13 protein-coding genes are annotated in these 14683 nt (G+C 69.2%); 11 read left to right on the top strand and 2 right to left on the bottom strand.

Features of this window, described 5'->3' with window-relative positions; all coding sequences use genetic code 11:
* Positions 1–35: 35 nt before the first annotated feature.
* Entirely contained in the window at positions 36–998 is a 963-nt protein-coding gene (locus ACYVF6_RS33855) for a 1-phosphofructokinase family hexose kinase (RefSeq protein ID WP_460527243.1), read from the top strand.
* A 24-nt stretch (positions 999–1022) separates the two neighbouring features.
* Here the strand turns inward: ACYVF6_RS33855 and ACYVF6_RS33850 are convergent, their stop codons facing one another.
* Positions 1023–2024 (bottom strand): GNAT family N-acetyltransferase, encoded by a 1002-nt coding sequence (locus ACYVF6_RS33850; protein ID WP_460527241.1) that lies wholly within the window; start codon positions 2022–2024, stop codon positions 1023–1025.
* Between the two features lie 14 nt (positions 2025–2038).
* Between ACYVF6_RS33850 and ACYVF6_RS33845 the strand changes: the two genes are divergently transcribed.
* The 3 genes from ACYVF6_RS33845 (at position 2039) to ACYVF6_RS33835 (ending at position 4909) form a co-directional block, all read left to right on the top strand.
* Complete coding sequence (locus ACYVF6_RS33845) at positions 2039–3538, top strand: FGGY-family carbohydrate kinase (protein ID WP_460527239.1); 1500 nt, start codon at positions 2039–2041, stop codon at positions 3536–3538.
* An 85-nt stretch (positions 3539–3623) separates the two neighbouring features.
* A complete protein-coding gene (locus ACYVF6_RS33840; protein WP_460527237.1) occupies positions 3624–4181 on the top strand; it encodes a ferritin in 558 nt (185 codons plus the stop codon).
* 104 nt (positions 4182–4285) lie between these two features.
* Positions 4286–4909: a hypothetical protein gene (locus ACYVF6_RS33835; protein WP_460527235.1), complete on the top strand. Its 624-nt coding sequence runs from the start codon at positions 4286–4288 to the stop codon at positions 4907–4909.
* Between the two features lie 70 nt (positions 4910–4979).
* Here the strand turns inward: ACYVF6_RS33835 and ACYVF6_RS33830 are convergent, their stop codons facing one another.
* Positions 4980–5804, bottom strand: a complete 825-nt coding sequence (locus ACYVF6_RS33830) for a serine hydrolase (RefSeq protein ID WP_460527232.1) — start codon at positions 5802–5804, stop codon at positions 4980–4982.
* Positions 5805–6084: 280 nt separating this feature from the next.
* Between ACYVF6_RS33830 and ACYVF6_RS33825 the strand changes: the two genes are divergently transcribed.
* The 7 genes from ACYVF6_RS33825 to ACYVF6_RS33795 all read left to right on the top strand — a co-directional run.
* Positions 6085–7353 carry a type 2 periplasmic-binding domain-containing protein gene (locus ACYVF6_RS33825; protein WP_460527230.1) on the top strand — a complete coding sequence of 423 codons (1269 nt, stop codon included), beginning with the start codon at positions 6085–6087 and terminating at the stop codon, positions 7351–7353.
* A 91-nt stretch (positions 7354–7444) separates the two neighbouring features.
* A complete protein-coding gene (locus tag ACYVF6_RS33820; protein ID WP_460527228.1) occupies positions 7445–8422 on the top strand; it encodes a carbohydrate ABC transporter permease in 978 nt (325 codons plus the stop codon).
* Between the two features lie 5 nt (positions 8423–8427).
* A complete protein-coding gene (locus ACYVF6_RS33815; RefSeq protein WP_460527226.1) occupies positions 8428–9252 on the top strand; it encodes a carbohydrate ABC transporter permease in 825 nt (274 codons plus the stop codon).
* A 107-nt stretch (positions 9253–9359) separates the two neighbouring features.
* Complete coding sequence (locus ACYVF6_RS33810; RefSeq protein ID WP_460527224.1) at positions 9360–12485, top strand: ABC transporter permease; 3126 nt, start codon at positions 9360–9362, stop codon at positions 12483–12485.
* Positions 12482–13360, top strand: a complete 879-nt coding sequence (locus tag ACYVF6_RS33805) for an ABC transporter ATP-binding protein (protein ID WP_460527222.1) — start codon at positions 12482–12484, stop codon at positions 13358–13360. The genes ACYVF6_RS33810 and ACYVF6_RS33805 overlap by 4 nt, the downstream gene beginning before the upstream one ends.
* A gap of 5 nt (positions 13361–13365) precedes the next feature.
* Positions 13366–14052 carry an ABC transporter ATP-binding protein gene (locus ACYVF6_RS33800; protein WP_460527220.1) on the top strand — a complete coding sequence of 229 codons (687 nt, stop codon included), beginning with the start codon at positions 13366–13368 and terminating at the stop codon, positions 14050–14052.
* Between the two features lie 137 nt (positions 14053–14189).
* A partial coding sequence (locus tag ACYVF6_RS33795; protein ID WP_460527218.1) for a transposase occupies positions 14190–14683 on the top strand: 494 nt, incomplete at its 3' end.

Raw genomic sequence — 14683 nt, 5'->3', positions numbered from 1 at the left:
GCGGTCCGGGCGGGCCGACCCTCTAAGGTCGAGACGTGATCGTCACCGTCACCCCGAATCCCGCTATCGACCGCACGCTGGAGTTCGTCCGGTTGCGTACCGGCGAGGTGAACCGGGCGGTCGCCGTTCACGTCGAGCCGAGCGGCAAGGGAATCAACGTCAGCCGTGCCTTGACGGTCAACGGCATCGATACCGTAGCGGTACTTCCGGTCGGCGGTGCCGAGGGCGCGCAGCTGGCCGGCCTGCTGGACGCGGAGGGCGTGGCCCACGTCGCGGTGCCGATCGAGCAGCCGATCCGGGTCAACATCTCCTTGCTGGACTTGGGGCGAGCCGGCGCGTCGGCGACCGTCACCAAGGCGAACGAGCCAGGGCCGAAGCTTTCGGAACGGGAGGCGACGGCACTCGTGGAGGCCGTCGAGCAGCAGCTCACGGCCGGCCAGTGGGTGGTGGGCTCGGGCGCGTTGCCGAGGGGCGTGGGCGCGGACTTCTACGCGCGGCTTGGCGAGCGGGTGGTCGCGGCCGGCGGTCGGTTCGCGCTCGACAGCAGCGGATCGGCGCTCGCCGAAGGCCTGGCAGCACGGCCGGCACTGGTCAAGCCGAACATCGCGGAGCTCGCGGAGCTGGCCGGGCGGCCGCTGCCCACGCTGCGCGCGGTGGTCAAGGCGGCCGAGGCTGTGCACAGTCGTACGGGCGGCGCGGTGCTGGTGACGCTCGGCCCGGAAGGCGCGGTCCTGGTTGACGGCGAGCCGCCGCTGCACGCGGAGGTCCGCTCGGACACGCGGCTGGCGGTGAGCAGCGCGGTCGGCGCGGGCGACAACCTGCTGGCCGGCTTCCTCGCAGGCGACGCCGACCGAGCCGACGCCCTGACGCGAGCGGTGGCCTGGGCCTCGGTGGCCGTGGAAACGTGGGGGAGCAGAGCACGCGCGATCCGCCCAGAGGACCTGGAGCGGGTTGCGGTGCACGACCGGGTCGATGGCGCGCGGATCGTCCGCGCCTAAGGCTGCTGCCTGCCGCCCACGCGTTCAGCGGCGCTTCGTGTAAAGGACGAACGGTGCGTCGTCGTGGGTGACGGAGAGGCCTGCGATCTGGCCGGCGCCGGTGATCTCGCCGACCCGTTCCATGCCGAGGCGTTCCATCACGGCGCTGGACTTGGAGTTGTCCACCTCCGTGAACGCGACCACCTCGCTGCCGCCGAGGACGTCGAAGCCGTAGTCGAGTCCGGCCTGGCCGATTTCGGTGGCGTAGCCGTTGCCCCAATGCGTGTCGATCAGGGCCCAGCCGAGCTCGAGCCGTGTGTCGCCCCAGGTGCTGCCCGGGCCGAGGGCCGTCCTGATCTGGCCGGCCATCATCTGGTCGGGCGACATCCGGGACAGACCGCCGCGGCCGATCAGCTCGCCGGTGCCGCGGTCGTAGACGATCCACTTCGAGACGCCTGCCTGCTCCCAGGCCGAACCCATGTCCGCCGCGAGCCGGTCGATGTCGGCGGGGCTCAGGTCGCCGTACCATCCCGCGACTCCCGGGTTGCTGTGCACGCGGAACAGGTCGCCCGCATGCTCCGGCCCGACCGGCTCGAGCCGCAGGCGTGAGGTCAGGCGGATCCGGGTCGCCTTCGCCACGATGTCGCGCAGCCGGCGATCGCCGTCGGTACGGTCGACCATCATCTGCTCGAGGTTGTCCGGCCCGACCCAGGCGTACGCGTCGTGCTTGCCCTCCTCCAGCCGCGGCTCGTCGAGGTCACCGTCGACCTCGACGAGGTAGTCGAGCTCGCGCCGGACCACGCCGTCGTACTCCCACTGCCAGTCGGCGATCACGGCCTCGATGTGCCGCAGCCGCCAGCCGGTCTCCTCCTCGATCTCGCGGGCCAGCGCCTGCTCTGCGGACTCGCCCGGCTCGACGTGGCCGCCGACGACGTCCCAGATGCCGGGCAGCACCCGCCGGTCGTTGGTACGGCGATGGGCGTAGACGCGGTTGTGGCCGTCGCGGATGAACGCGCCGACGCAATCGGGAGAAGAGTCCTCGGGCATGGTAAGCACGCTACATGCAGCCAGATCTCTTACTGGGCGTCGATGCCGGGCAGACCGTCACGAAGGCTTGCGTGTTCGACCGCACCGGCCGGCCCGTCGGCGAGGGCTCCGGCCGGGTCGCGGTGTCCAGCCCGGCACCACACTGGGTCGAGCGCGATCTGGAGGAGGTGTGGCGGGCGACGACCGCGGCGATCCGTTCCGCGCTGGCCGGCGCCGGCGCCGGAACCGACGGCGCACGGATCGCGGCCGTGGGGATCGTGGGCCACAACGACGGCCTTTACCTGGTTGACGAATCGCTCTCACCGGTACGCCCGGCGGTCACGGCGATGGACACCCGCGCCGCCGCCGTACTGGAGGAGTGGCGCGCCGACCCGGCCCGCTGGCGCCGGATGCTCGACCTGACCGGCCAGGTGCCGTACCCCGGCTCACCGTCGGCGCTGCTGGCCTGGTTCGCGCGGCACAACCCGGAGGTCCTGGCCCGGACGCGCTGGATCCTGTTCTGCAAGGACTGGTTGCGCCTCCGGCTGACGGGCGCGGCCGGCCTGGCGACCGATCCGAGCGAGGCGAGCTGCGCGTTCACCGACGTCCGTACGCAGGACTACACGGACGACGTCTGGGAGCTCTACGGCCTGGCCTCGCTCGCCGACCGGCTGCCGCCGCTCCGAGCATCGCACGAGGTCGCGGGCGTGGTCACCGCGGCGGCCGCGGCGCAGACCGGCCTGGCCGCCGGCACCCCCGTCGTGACCGGCGCGCACGACGTCGACGGCACCGCGCTCGGCATGGGCGTCGTGACGCCCGGCCGGCTCAGCCTGGTGGCGGGCACGTTCAGCATCAACCAGGTCGTGAGCACCGACGTCAGCGTCGACGAGCGCTGGCAGGCCAGGACGTTCCTCACCCCGGGCACCCGGCTCAACATGTCGACCTCGCCGTCGTCCGCGACCAACCTGGAATGGTGGCGCGAGCTGTTCGGAATGGCCGGCGAGCCGGAAAGCTACGCCACACTGGAAAACGACGTACGCGCAGCGTTGTCGCGATCCGACGGGCCGCTTTATCATCCTTTCCTTTACGGCTCTCCGTACGGCGAAAAGGCGAATGCCGCCTTTCTCGGACTACGCGGCTGGCACGGGAGGGGAGAGGTCACGCGCGCGGTGTACGAAGGCGTCGTGCTCGGGCATCGCGTCCATGTCGACAGCCTGCGGGAGCGGTTCGCCATCGACCGGGTGGCGCGGTTGTCCGGCGGTGCCGCCCGCAGTGCCGTCTGGTCGCAACTGTTCGCTGACGCACTCGACCTGGAGATCGAGGTCCCTGCCTGCGAAGAGACCGGTGCACGAGGTGCCGCGTTGCTCGGCGCGCTCGGCATCGGGTGGTACGACTCGCTCGGCGATGCCGCCGAGGGCGTCGACATCGGACGCCGGCACGAGCCGGACCCGGCTGGTGTGGCGCGACTGGCCCGGCGGTACGACACGTTCGTCGCGGCGGCGGACGCCCTTCGCCCGCTGTGGGAGCGATTCTGAAGCGCGGGAGAGAGCAATGCCCAACCTCTGAAAGCGATGCCTAACCTTGCTGGATACGCGCTTGCGGCCGCTGTATGTTGTGCGCATGTCGATACTGCACAGGCAAAAGGACAGCGGTTCGAAATTCGTCGCGTTGCTGCAAGAGCAGATTCGTCACGAGTTCAACGCACATCAGCAGTACATCGCTCTGGCGGTCTGGTTCGATGCCCAGGACCTGCCCCGGCTCGCGGCGCACTTCTACCGCCAGGCGCTCGAAGAGCGCAACCACGCCATGATGATCGTGCAGTATTTCCTCGACCAGAGCATCAAGGTAGCGATCCCGGCTGTCGACGAGGTGCGCAACGACTTCACCAGCGCCCGCGACCTGGTGGCGCTCGCCCTGGCGCAGGAACGCACCGTCACCGACCAGATCGTCGCGCTGGCCAAGGCCGCCCGCGACGAGGCCGACTACGTCGGCGAGCAGTTCATGCAGTGGTTCCTCAAGGAACAGGTCGAGGAGGTCTCCTCGATGTCGACGCTGCTGGCCGTGATGGACCGCGCGGGCGACAACCTGTTCCACGTCGAGGACTTCCTGGCCAGGGAAGCCGTCGGTGACAACGGTTCCGACCAGAACTCCCCGCACGCCGCCGGTGGCGCGCTGTAGCAGACGGGTTTCGCGTACCGTCCAGCAAACACCCAGCTTTCTCATAGGTTGGTGGTCCATGCTCTGGTGAACCTGTGGAACCCCACACGAAGGACCACGAAATCATGGACCAACAGCCAACCCCGCCCATGGGCCCGTTCGAGCCGCAGTCCGGGCCGAAGCAGGGCTCAGGGTCTCGAAGGGCGAAGGTCGCCGGCACGGTCGCGGCGGTCGGCCTGATCGGCGCACTGGCAGCCGGTGGCGTCGCCTGGGCAGGTGGCGCCCTCGGCAGCGGTGGACAGGGCGGCAACCAGACCAACGACGCCGCACCGGCCGCACTGACCGGCCCCGAGACGCCGGCACCGACCGACGCGCCGAAACCCGGCGAGCACGTCAAGCGCGGCATGCCCGGCCGCTTCGGCATGGGCATGGGCCTGCACGGCGAGTTCGTCGTGAAGCAGTCCGACGGCTCCGGCTACCAAACCGTCGCCACCCAGGTCGGCAAGGTCACGGCGGTCAGCTCCTCCTCGATCACGTTGAAGAGCGAGGACGGCTACTCCCGTACCTACACCGTCACCGCCGACACCCTGGTCAACTCCACCCGCGACGGCATCAGCGCGGTGAAGAAGGACGACGAGGTACGCGTGTTCGCCACGGTCGCCGACGAGAAGGCCACGGCCGTGCAGGTCGCGGACGTCACCGGCCGCAAGGACGCGATCGAGAAGTGGGGCTTCGGCAGGCACCGCTGAAGCCCGTGAACTTGTACGAGGGCGGCACCCGTGGTTGGTGCCGCCCTCGTCGTGTGTGATCGACGCCGCTCTAGATCGAGTGCCGGTCCGCCCAGCTGGCGGCCGCGACCTTGGCGACCAACTCCTGGCCCGTGGCCTCGTCCATCTCGGCGGAGATGCACGTAGCCAGGACGTACGGTGCCCGGTCGTCGGGCAGGACGAGGGCGGCGCTGTGCCGGATGTTGTCCACCCATCCGTTCTTGTGCGCCACCCGAGTGCCCGCCGGCAACCCGCGTACGACGTCGGCGTCCATCTCCTGCGCGAGCAGCACACCGAGCATCTGCGTGCACGACTCGGGCTCCGCGATCGTCTCGTTCTGGATCGACCGCAGCAACGCGGCGAGGTCGGCCGCGGTGACGAGGTTGGACAGGCCGGCCTCCTGCGCGCCGTAGTCCTGGATGCCCCGAGAGACGACCGAACGCCTCGCACCCGCGCGGTGCCAGGCACTGGCGATGGCGAGCCCGTCGACGCGTTCCATCACCAGGTTCGTCGCAAGGTTGCTGGAGCGGACGATCATCCGCCGGATCAGCCACCGCAGCGGCGCGGTCTTGCCCAGCCGCTCCCACGGCTCCGGATCGCTGTCGTAGTCGGCCGTCGAGTGGTACGTGCCCGTGCCGGTCGCCGACACGAAGTTGTCGTGGACGAGCACCTCGTCGTCCAGGTCGAGCTTGCCGGCGTCGGACAGGCGGTACGCCGCGACCATCACGGCCGCCTTCATCGTGCTGGCGGCGTAGTGGATGGCATCGGGTACACGGGCGTACGCGGGCTCGGCAGAAGAGACCGAACCACACCAGATCGACACGGTTCCGGGCACGGCGGCTAGTTCGGGTTCAAGAGCGCGAAGCGAATCGGTCACAACATCGAAGACTAGATCGGCCCTGGCCGGTAGTACACCTGGGCAACTCGACTGAAAATTACCGGAAGCAGAGCCCGTCCCGAGCCGGAAATGGTCTCGCTCCCATTTTGTCGAAACGCCACTCGAATCGTTGCGGTAACAAGTCTTGACCCTCGCGGAAACCTGGCGGTAGCGTGACCGGCGTCCACTGAAAAATACCGATCGAGGGCCGAAAGTTTTCGGCTGGGTGAGGCGTGGTGTGATAGCTGTGATCTCGCGGTTTCGACGGACTGTTCTGATTGTGGGAGCCGCGGCCGCGTTGTTCCTCGCGGGCTGCGGCGACAACGGTGGCGGCGAGACCGGACAAGCCGCCAACGGCAAGGTGACCATCGAGTGGTGGCACATCCAGAACCAGGACCCCATGAAGGGGGAATGGGCCAAGCTGGCCAAGGCGTACGAGGCCAAGCACAAGAACGTAGACATCAAGATCACAACCCTGGAAAACCAGGCGTTCAAGGCGAAACTGACCACAGTCACCCAAGCCGGTACGCCGCCCGACCTGTTCCAGACCTGGGGCGGCGGCGTGCTCAAGGATCAGCTGGACGCCGGGCTGGTCAAGGACATCAGCAAGGACGTCGCGCCGTGGCTCGACACGCTGACGCCGGCGAGCGTCTCGCCGTACCAGTTCGACGGCAAGACCTACGCCATTCCGTACGACATCGGCATGGTCGGCTTCTGGTACAACAAGAAGCTCTTCACCCAGGCCGGCATCACGCAGCCGCCGACGACCTGGACCGAGTACCTCGACGCCGTACGCAAGCTGAAGGCCGCCGGCATCACGCCGATCGCCCTTGCCGGCAAGGAGAAATGGCCCGGCCACTACTACTGGGCGTATCTCGCGATGCGCGTCGCCGGCCTGGACGCGCTCAAGCAGGCCGCCGAGGACGGCAACTTCAACACGCCTGACTTCATCAAGGCCGGCCAGCACGTGAAGGAGCTCGCGGACCTCGACCCGTTCCAGAAGGGTTACCTCGGAACGGCCTACGGGACGACGTCTGGTGAGGCCGCGATCGTCGGCAACGGCCAGGCGGCCATGGAGCTGATGGGGCAGTGGGCACCTGGCGCGCACGCCGAGAACGCCAAGAACAAGAAGGGCCTCGGCAAGGACCTCGGCTTCTTCGCGTTCCCTGCGGTCGAGGGCGGCAAGGGCTCGGCGAGCGACGTGTTCGGTGGCGGCGGCGGGTTCGCCGTCGGCAAGGACGCGCCGGCGGAGGCGGTCGACTTCCTGAAGTTCATCTCCAGCGTCGAAAACCAGCGCCACCTCGCCGCCCCACCCGTCAACGGCGTTCTGCCGGTCACCAAGGGTGCAGAGGACGCGCTCAAGGACCCGGGCCGCAAGGTGATCGCCGACACGCTGGCGCACGCGTCCGGGTTCCAGCTCTACCTCGACCAGGCGTACCCGCCCGAGGTCGGTTCGACGGTCAACGATGCGGTCGCAGCGCTGATCGCCGGCCAGAAGAGTCCGGAGGATGTCGCCAAGGACATCACGGCAGCAGCCCAGAGCAACTGACAGTGGAACACCTTCGAGCAGCCGCCGGTCGTGCGTGGAGAGGCGTGCGACCGGCGGCAACCAAGGGCAGACGCGACCCGAGGACCGATAGATGAGCCTGGCGACAAAGCCCAGACCCGCGACGACTGAGCCGGCAACCAGTTCGCCGGCTCGCCGTCGCCGGGTGCTGGTCAACCTGGTGACGATCGCACTGTTCCTGCTACCCGCGCTGGTGCTGTTCGGGTTGCTCGTACTGGCGCCGATCCTGGTGGCGGCGTACACCAGCCTGTTCGACTGGAACGGCTACGGCGGGATGCCGACCGACTTCGTCGGCCTGGACAACTTCACCAAGCTGTTCGGCAACCCGGTGTTCTTCGGCGACCTGCGCAACGCGGGGCTGATCATCGTGTTGTCGCTCGTGGTCCAGCTGCCGATGGCGCTCGGCATCGCGCTGCTGCTGAACCAGCGCATCCGTGGCCGCGCGTTCTTCCGGCTGCTGTTCTTCGCGCCGTACGTGCTGTCCGAAGTCATCGCCGGCGTCCTGTTCACGATGATCTTCGCGCCGGACACCGGACTCGCCGACCAGGTGATGAAGGTGCTGGGCCTGGCCGATCTCGGCATCACCTGGCTGGCCGACCCGTCGATCGTGGTGTACGTGCTGTTCTTCGTCATGACCTGGAAGTACTTCGGCTTCCACATGATTCTCTACCTGGCCGGCCGGCAGAACATCCCGAACGAGCTGATCGAGGCGGCGGCCATCGACGGCGGCAGCGAGTGGAAGATCTTCCGCTACGTCACGTTGCCGTTGCTCGGACCGACGATCCGGATCAGCGTCTTCCTCTCGGTGATCGGCACCATCCAACTGTTCGACCTGGTGTGGGTACTCACCGAGGGCGGGCCGTTGCACTCGTCCGAAACCCTGGCCGTGACGATGTTCGACGTCGGCTTCGTCCGTCGCCAGGTCGGCTACTCGGGTGCGATCAGCATGGTGATGTTCGTGATCAGCCTGCTGTTCGCGATCGGATACCAGCGGTTCGTCATGCGCAGGGACATCGAAGGAGCGATCACCGGAATGCGAGACCAGCGATGATCGGGATGAGCCGGACCAAGGTGTTCGTGTTGTACGTGATCGCCGCGCTGGTCAGCGCGTTCGTCGTCGTGCCGATCGCGTACGGCGCGATCAGCGGCTTCAAGGACGACGGGCAGCTGGCGACCAACCCGTTCGGGCTGCCCAACCCGTGGATCTTCTCCAAGTACGGCGAGATCCTGGGCTCGGGTACGGCGTTCTGGCGACCGCTGTGGAACAGCGCGTTCATCGCACTGGCCACCACGGTCCTGCTGGTCGGGGTCGCGGCGCTGGCGGCGTTCGTCTTCGCCCGGTTCGCGTTCCGCGGCAGGGAGTTCCTGTTCATGCTGTTCACGGTCGGGCTGATGTTTCCGTTCGCGGTGGCGATCTTGCCGTTGTTCGTCATACTGCGTGGTCTCGGCCTGCTGGACAATCCGATGGGCGTGATCCTCACGCAGGCGGCGTTCGGTTTGCCGGTGACGATCATCATCCTGCGCGCGTTCTTCCGGGCGATCCCGGCGGAGATCGAGGAGGCGGCGACGCTGGACGGCTGTACGACGTTCGGCTTCTTCTGGCGGATCCTGCTGCCGATGGCGCGGCCTGCCCTCGCGACAGTGTCGGTGCTGGCGATCGTGGCGAGCTGGAACAACTTCATGTTGCCGCTGGTCGTGTTCATCAGCCCGGAATGGTGGACGATCCCGCTCGGCGTCACGCAGTTCTCGACCGAGCACGGGCAGGACACCGCACAGATCCTGGCGTACGTGACGCTGTCGATGGTGCCGGCGCTCGCGTTCTACGCGGTCGCCGAGCGCCAGCTGATCGGCGGCCTGGCCAGCGGTGCCTCGAAGGGCTGAAAAGCGTCGAAAATGTACGGGTAATATGCGCCTGCCGACATAACTGTTCAGCCACATTCGTCCGTCGTGCTCGAACCTTCCCCTGCCATACCGCAGGCTTTTAGGCCATGGGAGGACTCTGGCTGACCCTGCGAGCCGTGTTGTGGGGGAAAGGGCTTTCGCTGGCGCTGCTGGTGGTCGCCGTCGGCGGTGTGGCGGCTGCGGTGGGAACGTCGATCTACGCGGCATCGGTGCAGGAGGCGATGCTCAGCGAGCGGCTGGCGCAGACGTCGGACGCGGCCGCCCGGCTGTCGATCACGGACGTCGACTCCGCCCAGGCCGTACGCAAGGTGGCCGATCCGGAGCTCACCCGCTACTTCGCGCCGCCTGTCCGGGGGATCGAGAGCAGGACGGTCAAGCTGACGATCAGTGAGACCCAGGAGGCCCGGACGGTGGCCGCCTGGCGCGAGAACCAGTGCGAGCACGTCGTCATGGTGCGGGGCACGTGTCCGACCGCCGGCGACGGCATCGCCGTGCTGGCTGCCGACGGTAAGCAGTTCGGCATCAAGCTCGGCTTCGTGCTCAACGATCCGCGTTACCCGGAACCCCTGGGCAAGGTTGTCGGGTGGTACCAGCCGAAGGATCCCAAGGATCCGTACTGGGGTGACCGGAGCTATTTCGAGCGCCGCAGGGAGATCCAGGTTCCCCCCACCCCACCTCGGATCGGATCGCCGCTCCTCTCGGAGGAGCAGGCTCGCCGGCTGCTGGCGATACCGGTCACCGACTGGATGCTCCAGCGGGACAAGGTCCACATCGGCGACCTGTCCGTACTGACGGCCAAGCTGACTGCGCTCAGCCAGGCGCCACGGGTCGACAACACGCGCTACAAAGCCGATCTGGTACCCGTGCTGGACACGTTCGAGAAGGAACGGATCCTCGTCGAGCGCGCCGGCCTGCTGGTCGTCCTGCAGATCCTGTTGCTGTCGTGGTACCTGCTCTACCTGATGGTGCAGGCGTTCAGCGAGGCCCGGGAAGCGCAGTTCGCACTGGCCAAGCTGCGCGGTCACCGGCTGCGCAGCACTCTCGTGTTCGGCGTCTCGCTTCCCGTACTCGTGCTCGTCGCGGCCGTGCCGATCGGAGCCGTGCTCGGCTGGGCCGCGGTCAACGCACTACGCGGCCAGCTGCTGCCGCCCGGCACGGAGGTGACGCTCGGCTGGCCGACGTTCGCGGCGCTCGCGATCACGGCCGTGGGTGGGCTGGCCGCGATCGTGCTGGCGAGCTGGCGGCTGGCGCGGGATCCGGTGGCCGAGCAGTTGCGTGGCGGCACGCGTGTACGCCGGCGGATCGCGGTGTTCGTGGTCGGTGCCGTGCTGGTGACGCTGGCGGCCGCGGGCATCTATCAGCTGCGTTCGCTCGGCGACACCGTGACAGCGTCCGGACTCGGGCTGCTGACGCCCGCCCTGATCGCGATGGCTGCCGGGATCCTCGGGACACAGCTGGTGATGCTGCTTGCCCGGAGCTGGATCGGACTGTCGCGGGCGAGGCGTGGCGTCGCGGGCTGGCTGGCCGCACGCCAGCTGGCGCGGCGGCGCGGCAACGGACGGGTCGTCATCCTGCTGGTGACCTCGGGTGTGCTGGTGCTGTTCGGTGCCAATGCACTCTTGACGGGCATGGAGACCAGGCGTTCGCAGGCGTACTTCGAGCTGTCGGCGCCGGTCGTCCGCGACGTCCAGCTCAACCTGCGCAGCCCGGCCGAGCTGATGGCGGCGGTACGCCAGGCCGACCCGGCCGGCCGGTACGCCATGACCGTCGTCGAGAACACCCCGAGCGACAGCAGGGGCGGGGATCGGCTCCTCGCCGTCGACAGCAGCCGGCTGGCGAACGTCGCGGCTTGGGCGCCGGGCTGGGGACCGAGCCCGCTCGCGGATCTGGCCAAGCGGCTGCGCGAGCCGGCCCAGTCCTCGGTGCTGTTCAAGGGCAACCTGATCGAGCTGACCGTCGACACCGCGAAGCTGAAGTCCGCCGAGCCGGTCTCGTTGCGGTTCGAGGCCGAGACGACCGGCGGATCGAAGCCGGGATCCAAGCTGGTGGGTGATCTGGGCAAGCTGCGTCCCGGTGTCCGGACCTACCGGGCCGAGCTGCCGAGCTGCCAGGTCGGCTGCCGCCTGCGCAAGCTCACGATGGAACGCCTGACACCCGTCGCCCTCGACGCCCGGCTGGTGTTCCGCGAGCTCCGGGTGGACGGCAAGCCGGTCGACGCGGGCTTCACCGCCGGCGCCGACCGTTGGCGTTCGGCGCTCGCGCTGAGCGGCATGCAGTCGCAGCCGCCACGCGCGGTGGTGGTCCCGGCCGGCAAAGCAGGTGCGGCTGCTCGGCAGGGCCTGGTCGCCGACCTGCACGTCGGCCAGTCCGCGCAGGAGCTCGGCCTCACCCCGCGCGACCTGCCGGCGGTGCTGCCGGTCGTACGTGCGTCGACGACCCAGCTGGAGCAGTTCTACGGAGCCGAGAAGTCGGCGCTGGAACGGTACGACGGGATCGAGCGGCCGGCCGGCGGGCTGCTGGCGGGCCGCGGTGTCGACAGCGCGGGCCGGCCGGTGCGGAGCGCCGGGCAGGCGGAGCTGCTGCCGAGGCTTGGCCGTGAGGGCGTACTGATGGATCTGGAGTACGCCGAGCGGGAGGCGCAGCCGCTGCCGTTCGGCGCCAAGGCCGAGGTCTGGATGACCGCCGATGCGCCGGCGTCGATCCTGCGAACGCTCGAGGCCGAAGGCTTCCTGATCGGGCCGGAGCGCAGCATCGAGGCCAGGCTGGACCAGCTCGACGGCAGCGGAGCCGCGATCGCACAGACGGTGTTCCTGGTCGCGTCGATCGCGGCCTTCGGGCTGGCGCTGAGCGGCACGGTCCTGCTGCTGGTGATCTCGGCCCGGCGACGGCGTTACGAGGTGGCGGCGCTCTCGGTGGCCGGCGTGAGTCCTCGCAGCGTTCGGTGGGCGGAGGCGGCGGAGGCGATCACGCTGTTCTGGGCCGCGGGCCTGCTGATGTTCGGCTGCGCGTACCTGTCGACGCCGCTGATCTCGGTGGCCGCACCGAACGCCGTGTCGGCGTTGTTCGGGCCGCGGGCGCCCGGCCAGCCATGGGCGCAGCTCGGTGGGCTGACCGCCGGCATGACGCTCGTTCTGTTCGGGATCGGATGGCTGGTGGCCGTGTGGCTGATCCGGACCAGCCGGCCGGAGGTACTCAGGGAGGCACGGCCATGACCACAACGGGGACCACAAGTGGGACTGGGACCACGACCACGGGAGTCGCGGTCACCTGCCTCGGCGTCGTCCACATCTACCGCGCCGACGACGGTACGGACGTCGTGGCGCTGCGCGGCGTGGACCTCGACATCGGTGCCGGCGAACGGCTCACGCTGCTCGGTCCCTCGGGCTCCGGCAAGTCGACGTTGCTCAACCTGCTGGGCGGGCTGCAGCGGCCGAGCGCGGGCCAGATCCTGATCGACGGCGACGACATCTCCCGCCGTGCCGAGTCGGCGTTGGTCGGGCTGCGGGCCAACCGGGTCAGCACGCTGCTGCAAGGTGCCGCGCGCAACCTGCTGCCGTACGGCTCGGCGCTCGACAACGTGGAGTTCGTCCGCCGGGCGTTGTCGCGCAGCGTACGCCGGCGGCTGCCGGCCGCGCGCGAGCTGCTGGCGTCGCTCGGGCTCGACGCGTCGGCGAGCCGGCCCGTGCACTTCCTGTCCGGTGGTGAGCAGCAGCGGGTGGCCCTGGCCGTCGGCGTGGCGAACGGGCCCGGCCTGCTGCTGGCCGACGAGCCGACCTCGCAGCTGTCGTCCGACCACCGATGGCAGGTGATCGAGCTGCTGGAACGCGTCAACGAGGAGTTCGGCACGACCGTGATCGTGGTGAGCCACGACGCCGACGTGGCGCAGCGGCTCGGCCGTACCGTCACGATCAGGGACGGCCGGGTCGGCGCGGAAGGCATGCATGGCGAGGAGTACGCCGTGGTCGGCGTCGACGGGTCGATCCATCTGCCCGAACGCCTGCTGGCGCACTGGCCGGCCGGCACGCTGATCCACGTCGAGCCGGAGCCCGAGCTGGGGGCGGCGCGGTTGACGAAGGTCGAGAGGTGAACGGGATGGAGTCGTCCACGCGTACCGTCACCGGCTGGTGGACGTCGGCCTCGGAGGTCGTCGTCGTCCGGTCCGGGCGCCGGATCCTTTCCGGAGTGTCGTGCACGGTCGCGGCCGGGGAAGTGCTCGCGGTGACGGGAGCGTCGGCGTCCGGCAAGACGACCCTGCTCAGCGTGCTGGGCGGGCTGGTGGCCGCGGATGACGGCTCGGTGCGGTTCGGGCGTGGGGCCTCCGAGGGCACGGTGTTGCGGCCGGGCGATCGTTCGCACCTGTTGCAGGTGGGCATGGTGCTGCAGCTGTACGGGCTGCTCGGCGTGCTCACCGCGCAGGAGAACGTCGAGGTCGGGTTGCGTTCGCGTGGTGTCGGCGGCCGGGAAGCCGGACGGCGGGCCGCTGCCGCGTTGGAGCGGGTCGGGCTGGCCGGGCTCGGTACCCGCCCGATCGACCAGCTGTCGGGCGGCCAGCAACAGCGCGTGGCGGTGGCGCGGGCGTTGTGCGTGGAGCCGCAGTTGCTGCTGGCCGACGAGCCGACCTCGGAGCTGGACGCCGACAACCGCGACCGGGTGGTGGCGTGCCTGCGGGAGGCCGCGGCGGCCGGCGCCGCCGTCGTGATCGCGACACACGACCCCGAAGTCGCCGACGCCGCCGACCGGCGCTTGCACCTGGTCGACGGCGCCGTACGAGACGAGTAGCGCAGGACACGCTCTAGCCTCGAGATTTCGCCTGGCCTGTGGTGACACGCGCCTGAGAGTACGGAAGTGCCTGTCCTGCTTGGAAGAATTGGGCTTGTCGAAGGTCCAAGTCGTTCCGAGTGGAAGGCACTCCGTAGGTGAAGAATAGCCGAGCCCGTGGTGTGGTTCTGGATTCGGTCCGCGAGTCGTTGGTGTCGTCCTCGGGCGGGGTGTTGTTGCGGCAGGTGTCCCGGTTGTCGGGGCTGGATCGAGTGTTGTCGAAGGCGCTGGCGCCGTGGCGTGGCCGGCGCGCGGTCCATGACCCGGGCAAGGTGCTGCTGGATGTCGCCACGGCGGTGGCGCTGGGCGGGGATTGTCTGGCCGATGTGGCGGTGCTGCGGGCTCAGCCGGAGTTGTTCGGCCCGGTCGCCAGTGATCCCACGGTGTCCAGGCTGTTCAGCACGTTGGCGGCCGACATCGACGCGGCGCTGCCGGCGATCCGCTCAGCCCGAGCAGGCGCCCGGCAAGCGGTGTGGGAGCAGCGCCGCCCGCTGGCCGGGACACCAGGCAGCCGGGAAGGTGGCCTGGTGACGGTGGATCTGGATGCCGCGCTTGTGCCGGCACACTCGGACAAGCAAGGCGCGTCGGCGAC

It is taken from the genome of Flindersiella endophytica (genome assembly GCF_054779015.1).
This window is presented reverse-complemented; position numbering and strand designations above follow the sequence as displayed.

Coding starts and splice junctions, on each gene's coding strand:
- ACYVF6_RS33840 (WP_460527237.1), top strand. CDS start 3,624: ATGTCGATACTGCACAGGCAAAAGGACAGCGGTTCGAAATTCGTCGCG.
- ACYVF6_RS33805 (WP_460527222.1), top strand. CDS start 12,482: ATGACCACAACGGGGACCACAAGTGGGACTGGGACCACGACCACGGGA.
- ACYVF6_RS33800 (WP_460527220.1), top strand. CDS start 13,366: ATGGAGTCGTCCACGCGTACCGTCACCGGCTGGTGGACGTCGGCCTCG.
- ACYVF6_RS33810 (WP_460527224.1), top strand. CDS start 9,360: ATGGGAGGACTCTGGCTGACCCTGCGAGCCGTGTTGTGGGGGAAAGGG.
- ACYVF6_RS33835 (WP_460527235.1), top strand. CDS start 4,286: ATGGACCAACAGCCAACCCCGCCCATGGGCCCGTTCGAGCCGCAGTCC.
- ACYVF6_RS33845 (WP_460527239.1), top strand. CDS start 2,039: ATGCAGCCAGATCTCTTACTGGGCGTCGATGCCGGGCAGACCGTCACG.
- ACYVF6_RS33850 (WP_460527241.1), bottom strand. CDS start 2,024: ATGCCCGAGGACTCTTCTCCCGATTGCGTCGGCGCGTTCATCCGCGAC.
- ACYVF6_RS33820 (WP_460527228.1), top strand. CDS start 7,445: ATGAGCCTGGCGACAAAGCCCAGACCCGCGACGACTGAGCCGGCAACC.
- ACYVF6_RS33815 (WP_460527226.1), top strand. CDS start 8,428: ATGAGCCGGACCAAGGTGTTCGTGTTGTACGTGATCGCCGCGCTGGTC.